General features: G+C 70.0%; 2 protein-coding genes. One reads left to right on the top strand and one right to left on the bottom strand.

Annotation, left to right across the window (positions count from 1 at the left end; all coding sequences use genetic code 11):
* Nucleotides 1-3551, top strand: a 3551-nt coding sequence (locus tag QR77_RS27925) for a multifunctional oxoglutarate decarboxylase/oxoglutarate dehydrogenase thiamine pyrophosphate-binding subunit/dihydrolipoyllysine-residue succinyltransferase subunit (protein ID WP_040024807.1), incomplete at its 5' end; no start/stop codon positions are given.
* An 83-nt stretch (nt 3552-3634) separates the two neighbouring features.
* On the opposite strand, the gene fxsT is transcribed toward QR77_RS27925, so the two are convergent.
* Nucleotides 3635-6649: an FxSxx-COOH system tetratricopeptide repeat protein gene (fxsT, locus tag QR77_RS27920; RefSeq protein ID WP_052489105.1), complete on the bottom strand. Its 3015-nt coding sequence runs from the start codon at nt 6647-6649 to the stop codon at nt 3635-3637.
* Nucleotides 6650-6721 lie beyond the last annotated feature (72 nt).

The raw sequence follows: 6721 nt of genomic DNA, 5'->3' as shown, positions 1-6721 counted from the left end.
AGGCGCCCGCGGCCCCGGCCAAGCCCGTCGTCACCGCGCCGGCCCCGGCGCAGCCGGCGAAGCCCGTGACCGCTCCCGTACCCGTGACGCCGAAGCCCGCGGCCGAGCCGGCCGGGAAGACGGGTCCGGCGCAGAACGGCAACGCACCGGCCGCCGAGGCCGCTGCCGAGGGCCCGGAGTACGTGACGCTGCGCGGCCCGTCCGCCGCCGTCGCGAAGAACATGAACCTCTCGCTCGAACTGCCCACGGCCACATCCGTGCGCGCGGTCCCGGTGAAGCTGCTCTTCGACAACCGCATCGTCATCAACAACCACCTCAAGCGCGCCCGCGGCGGGAAGATCTCCTTCACGCACCTCATCGGGTACGCGATGGTGCAGGCCCTCAAGGCCATGCCGTCGATGAACTACTCGTTCACGACGAAGGACGGCAAGCCGACCCTGGTCAAGCCGGAGCATGTGAACCTCGGCCTCGCGATCGACCTGGTGAAGCCCAACGGCGACCGCCAGCTCGTCGTCGCCGGCATCAAGAAGGCCGAGACGCTGGGCTTCTTCGAGTTCTGGCAGGCGTACGAGGACATCGTCCGCCGGGCCCGTACGAACAAGCTCACGATGGACGACTTCAGCGGCGTCACCGCCTCGCTCACCAACCCCGGCGGCATCGGCACGGTCCACTCCGTGCCGCGCCTGATGCCCGGACAGGGCCTCATCCTGGGTGTCGGCGCGATGGACTACCCCGCCGAGTTCCAGGGCACGTCGCAGGACACCCTGAACAAGCTGGGCATCTCGAAGGTCATGACGCTGACCTCGACGTACGACCACCGGGTCATCCAGGGCGCCGCCTCCGGCGAGTTCCTGCGCATCCTCAGCCAGCTCCTGCTGGGCGAGAACGACTTCTTCGACGAGATCTTCGAGTCGCTGCGGATCCCGTACGAGCCGGTCCGCTGGCTCAAGGACATCGACGCCTCGCACGACGACGACGTCACCAAGGCGGCGCGGGTCTTCGAGCTGATCCACTCCTACCGGGTGCGCGGCCATGTCATGGCCGACACCGACCCGCTGGAGTACCGCCAGCGCAAGCACCCCGACCTCGACGTCACCGAGCACGGTCTGACGCTGTGGGACCTGGAGCGCGAGTTCGCCGTCGGCGGTTTCGCCGGCAAGACGATGATGAAGCTGCGCGACGTGCTGGGCGTGCTGCGCGAGTCGTACTGCCGCACCACCGGCATCGAGTTCATGCACATCCAGGACCCGAAGCAGCGCAAGTGGCTCCAGGACCGCGTCGAGCGGCCCCGCGCCAAGCCGGAGCGCGAGGAGCAGCTCCGCATCCTGCGCAGGCTGAACGCGGCCGAGGCGTTCGAGACGTTCCTCCAGACGAAGTACGTCGGCCAGAAGCGGTTCTCGCTGGAGGGCGGCGAGTCCACCATCCCGCTGCTGGACGCGGTCCTCGACGCGGCGGCCGAGGCCCGCCTCGACGAGGTCGTCATCGGTATGGCCCACCGCGGCCGGCTGAACGTCCTGGCGAACATCGTCGGCAAGTCGTACGCGCAGATCTTCCGCGAGTTCGAGGGCAACCTCGACCCGAAGTCGATGCACGGCTCCGGCGACGTGAAGTACCACCTGGGCGCCGAGGGCACCTTCACCGGTCTCGACGGCGAGCAGATCAAGGTGTCGCTGGCGGCGAACCCGTCGCACCTGGAGACCGTCGACCCGGTCATCGAGGGCATCGCGCGCGCCAAGCAGGACATCATCAACAAGGCCGGTACGGACTTCACGGTCCTGCCCGTCGCGCTCCACGGCGACGCGGCCTTCGCCGGCCAGGGTGTGGTCGCCGAGACGCTCAACATGTCGCAGCTCCGCGGCTACCGCACCGGCGGCACCGTCCACATCGTGATCAACAACCAGGTCGGCTTCACCGCCGCCCCGGAGTCCGCGCGCTCGTCCATGTACGCGACCGACGTCGCGCGCATGATCGAGGCGCCGATCATCCATGTGAACGGCGACGACCCCGAGGCCGTGGTCCGCGTCGCGCGGCTGGCCTTCGAGTTCCGCCAGGCGTTCAACAAGGACGTCGTGATCGACCTCATCTGCTACCGCAGGCGCGGTCACAACGAGGGCGACAACCCGAAGTTCACCAACCCGAAGATGTACAACCTGATCGACAAGAAGCGCTCGGTGCGCAAGCTCTACACCGAGTCCCTCATCGGCCGGGGCGACATCACGCTGGAAGAGGCGGAGCAGGCGCTCCAGGACTTCCAGGGGCAGCTCGAAAAGGTCTTCGCCGAGGTCCGCGAGGCCACGTCGCAGCCCGCGCCCACGCAGGTCTCCGACCCGCAGCCGGAGTTCCCGGTGTCCGTGACGACGGCGGTCTCCCAGGAGGTCGTCAAGCGGATCGCCGAGTCGCAGGTCAACATCCCGGACCACATCACCGTGCACCCGAGGCTGATGCCGCAGATGCAGCGCCGTACGGCGTCGGTGGACGACGGCACGATCGACTGGGGCATGGGCGAGACCCTCGCCATCGGTTCGCTGCTGATGGAGGGCACCCCGGTCCGGCTCTCGGGCCAGGACACCCGCCGGGGTACGTTCGGCCAGCGCCACGCGGTCCTCGTGGACCAGGAGACCGGCGAGGACTACACCCCGCTGCTCTACCTGTCGGAGGACCAGGCCCGCTACAACGTCTACGACTCGCTGCTCAGCGAGTACGCGGCGATGGGCTTCGAGTACGGCTACTCCCTCGCCAGGCCCGAGTCGCTGGTCATGTGGGAAGCGCAGTTCGGTGACTTCGTCAACGGCGCGCAGACCATCGTCGACGAGTACATCTCGGCCGCCGAGCAGAAGTGGGGCCAGACCTCGGGCGTCACGCTGCTGCTGCCGCACGGCTACGAGGGCCAGGGCCCGGACCACTCGTCCGCGCGCCCCGAGCGCTTCCTCCAGATGTGCGCGCAGAACAACATGACGGTCGCGATGCCGACCCTGCCGTCGAACTACTTCCACCTGCTGCGCTGGCAGGTCCACAACCCGCACCACAAGCCGCTGATCGTCTTCACCCCGAAGTCGATGCTGCGTCTGAAGGCCGCGGCGTCGAAGGCGGAGGAGTTCACCACCGGCGGGTTCCGCCCGGTGATCGGGGACCCGGCGGTCGCGGCCGGCACGCTCGACCCGAGCGCGGTCCGCAAGGTCGTCTTCACCGCGGGCAAGGTCTACTACGACCTGGAGGCCGAGCGGGAGAACCGCGGGGTCACCGACACCGCGATCCTTCGCCTGGAGCGGCTGTACCCGCTGCCCGGCAAGGAGTTGCAGGCGGAGATCGCCAAGTTCCCGAACGCCGACACCTACCTGTGGGCACAGGAGGAGCCGGCGAACCAGGGAGCGTGGCCGTTCATCGCGCTCAACCTGATCGACCACCTGGACCTGGCGGTCGGCGCCGACATCCCGGGCGCCGAGCGGCTGCGGCGGATCTCGCGTCCGCACAGCTCGTCCCCGGCGGTCGGTTCGGCGAAGCGGCACCAGGCCGAGCAGCAGCAGCTCGTGAACGAGGTGTTCGACGCCTGAGTGCGCTGAGTAGGGCGCTGTACAGCTAGTACGGGAAGGGGCCCGGCCCCCGCGGTCATCGCGGGAGCCGGGCCCCTTGTCGTTCAGATCCCCAGCGGCTCGAAGTCCCAGAAGGGCCGGTTGCGGGCGCGGGCCGTGAGGGTGTGGTTGTGCTGCGCGCCGAGCGTGGCGGCCAGGTCCTCCAGCGCCTCCCCCTCGATCTTGTCGGAGCGCAGGTGGTCGCGGAGTTCGCGCAGGTCGGCCGCGTAGGCGAGACGGGCGGAGAGCGTCAGCGGATGCGTGCGCCCCAGGGCGGCCGTCGCGCGGGAGGCGGTGACGGCGCTCAGTTCGGCGGCGCCCTCCGCGTCGCCCACGTTCCTGCGCAGCGCCGAGGTGTTGATCGCGCAGCCCAGCGCCCAGGGGTGTGACGTGCCCACGGCGCGCTCCATCCCGATCAGCGCGCGCTCGACGAGGACGTGCGCCTCGTCCCGCTCACCGACCCTGCGCAGGATCAGCGCGTGGTTGGAGCGCGCCCCGACGGCGTACGGATGCGCGTCCCCGAGCATCTTCCGGTAGCCGGCCATGACACGTTCACTTATCCGGGTGGCCTGGTCGATGTCGCCGTGCTCGCGGGCGAAGCAGCTCTGCGCCGCCGCCGACATCATGATCTGCGGTGCTTCCTCGCCGAGGACCCGCTCCGAGCGTTCGAGCACCTGGGTGAAGAGCTCTCCCGCCCGGACACGGTCGCCGGCGCGGTACTGCGAGAGCGCGAGGTTGTGCTCGGCCAGCAGGGTCTGCCAGTGCTCGTGGCCCAGTACGGTGCGGTGCACCCGGACGCTCTGCGCCTGGAGCGACTCCGCCTCGGTGTATCTGCCGAGCAGCCGCAGGTCGGTGGCCTGGTGGATCTCCGAGTAGAGCGTCCAACTGTGGCGGGGGCGCAGGAGCTGCCTGCGCGCCTCCAGGGTCCGCCTGTCCAGCTCCAGCGCCTCGCCGTAGCGGCCGAGGAGCCGCAGCGAGACCGCCAGGTTGTTCTGGGCGCCGATGGTCCGGTAGTCCTGCTCGCCGAGCAGGTCGCGGAAGGCGGCGAGGACCCACTCGGACACCTCCAGCGCCTCGTCGTAGCGGGCCAGGGCGCGCAGGTCGGCGGCGAGACCGCCGGCGGCGCGCAGGTGCTCCAGGTCCTCAGGGCCGCGCTCCTCACGGAGGTGGTCGACGGCGGCGCGTTCGATGGCCTCGGTGCCCTCGTAGTCGCCGATCGCCCTGAGTACGTTGGCGTAGTGGTGGGTCAGCTCCCAGATCCTCGGGTGGGTGGGGCCGAGGAGTTCCTTCCAGGCCGCCAGGGCGCGCCTGCCGAGTGTCACACCCGCGTGGTACTCGCCGGAGAAGTACATGTAGCGCAGGCAGTTGAACACCAGCGTGTGCATCGCGGGGTCGGTGCTCTTCAGGACGTCCGCCCACTTCAGGTGCGGCGTCAGCTCGGCGTACTGGGGCCACATCCGGGGGTCGGCCGGCTGACCCGGGTCAGCGGCGGCGAGCGCGCGGCGTACCACCTCGATGAACTCCTCGTGATCCTGTGCGGGCATGTCCTGATGCACGATCAGGTGAACCATGCGGTGCATGTAGAGCGTGTCGCCGACCGTGGACGGCGGTCCTTCGCCGACCGAGTCGTGGGCCTCGCGTTCGCCGACGCCCGCGGCGCGTACGACGGCGTACTGCCGGAGCTTGTTGATCGCCCGCGCCCACCGCACCGGGTCGTCGACCAGCCCCCGCAGCTTCTCGGGGAGCGTGTTGACGGGCAGGTCGCGCACCAGCCGTACGGGGATGGAGCCCGGCGCGAAGAAGGTGCACAGGCGGAGCAGGTCGACCGCCTCGGGGACGGTCTCGCGGAGGTTGTTGAGGAGGATCGACCAGCCCGTCTGGAAGGCGAGCGGGAAGTCGGCGGAGATCTTGACGACGTCCTGGTCGATGCCGCCGGCGAGCAGCGCGATGTACTCGCCGACCGACATCGTGGAGTCGCCGAGCCAGCCCGCCGTCTGGTCGAGCAGCAGCGGCAGGTCCTCCAGCGCCTCGGCGAGCTGATCGGCCTCGGTGTCCGTCAGGCGCGGGGCGCGGCGGCGGATGAAGGCCACCGACTCGTCGCGGTCGTAGACGGGCACCTCCCTGAGGGTGCTGTTGTGCTGCTCCCACTCCGGGTTGCGGGCCGTGATCAGCACATGGCCCGGGCCGCTGGGCACCAGGTCCCAGATCCGGTCGGGTTCGTCGGCGCCGTCGAGCACCAGCAGCCAGCGGGAGTACGGGTCGCCCCTGCGCAGCGAGTCGCGGGAGGCGCGCAGCCGCTCGCCGTACTCCACACCGGTGGACAGGCCGAGCGCCGGGGCGAGTTCGGCGAGTTTCTGGCGGCAGGTGACGCGTTTGTCTGCGGACACCCACCACACCACGTCGTACTCGGCGGCGAAGCGGTACACGTACTCGGCGGCGAGCTGGGTCTTGCCGACGCCCGACATGCCGTGCAGGGTGACCACGGCGGCACCCCGTTCGGCGCCCTGGAACGTGTGGTAGATGTCGTCGAGCAGGGTTTCCCGGCCGGTGAAGCGGGTGTTGCGGCGCGGGACGCCGCCCCAGACGTCGGGGGTGTCGCGCGGGTAGCGGGGGCCGCGTACGCCGGCGAGCTGGGGGACCGGGTCGGACGGCAGGCCGAGGACGCCGAGGACGCGCCGCTCTGCCTCGTCCTCCCCGACGCCGGTCAGGTCGGCGGCGCCGAGTGCGGCTGTGGCGCTGGGCACCGCCGACGTGGTGACGGAGACCGCCACGAACCGTCCGCGCGCGCCGGGGACCACCGCGCGCAGCGCCCTGTTCCACTCGTCGTGCCGGCGCGGACCGACCTGGAAGTACCACTCGCTGAGCACCATCAGGACCGGTCCTGAGGCGAGCAGCAGATCCCGCAGATACTCTTCGAGCGGCGCGTCGGGTACGGGGTCCCAGCTCTGGTAGACGACGCGGTGTCCACGGCGTTCCAGACAGGTGCCGATCCAGTCGGCCCAGGCCCGGTTGAAGCCGGCGAAGCTGATGGTGACGACCTCGGGCCCTGTTACGCCAACTGGCTTATCAATTACGGGCATTCGGCCATCTCCCCTGCTTCGTCATACGCCTTTTATACACGTGCGCCCGGCTGATCCGGCCGAGCGCGCACC

This window comes from Streptomyces sp. 150FB (assembly GCF_000818195.1).
Taxonomy (GTDB): domain Bacteria; phylum Actinomycetota; class Actinomycetes; order Streptomycetales; family Streptomycetaceae; genus Streptomyces.
This window is presented reverse-complemented; position numbering and strand designations above follow the sequence as displayed.

What these genes read in the sequence shown, in the direction of transcription:
- fxsT (WP_052489105.1), bottom strand. Translation starts at nt 6,649, where the DNA reads ATGCCCGTAATTGATAAGCCAGTTGGCGTAACAGGGCCCGAGGTCGTC.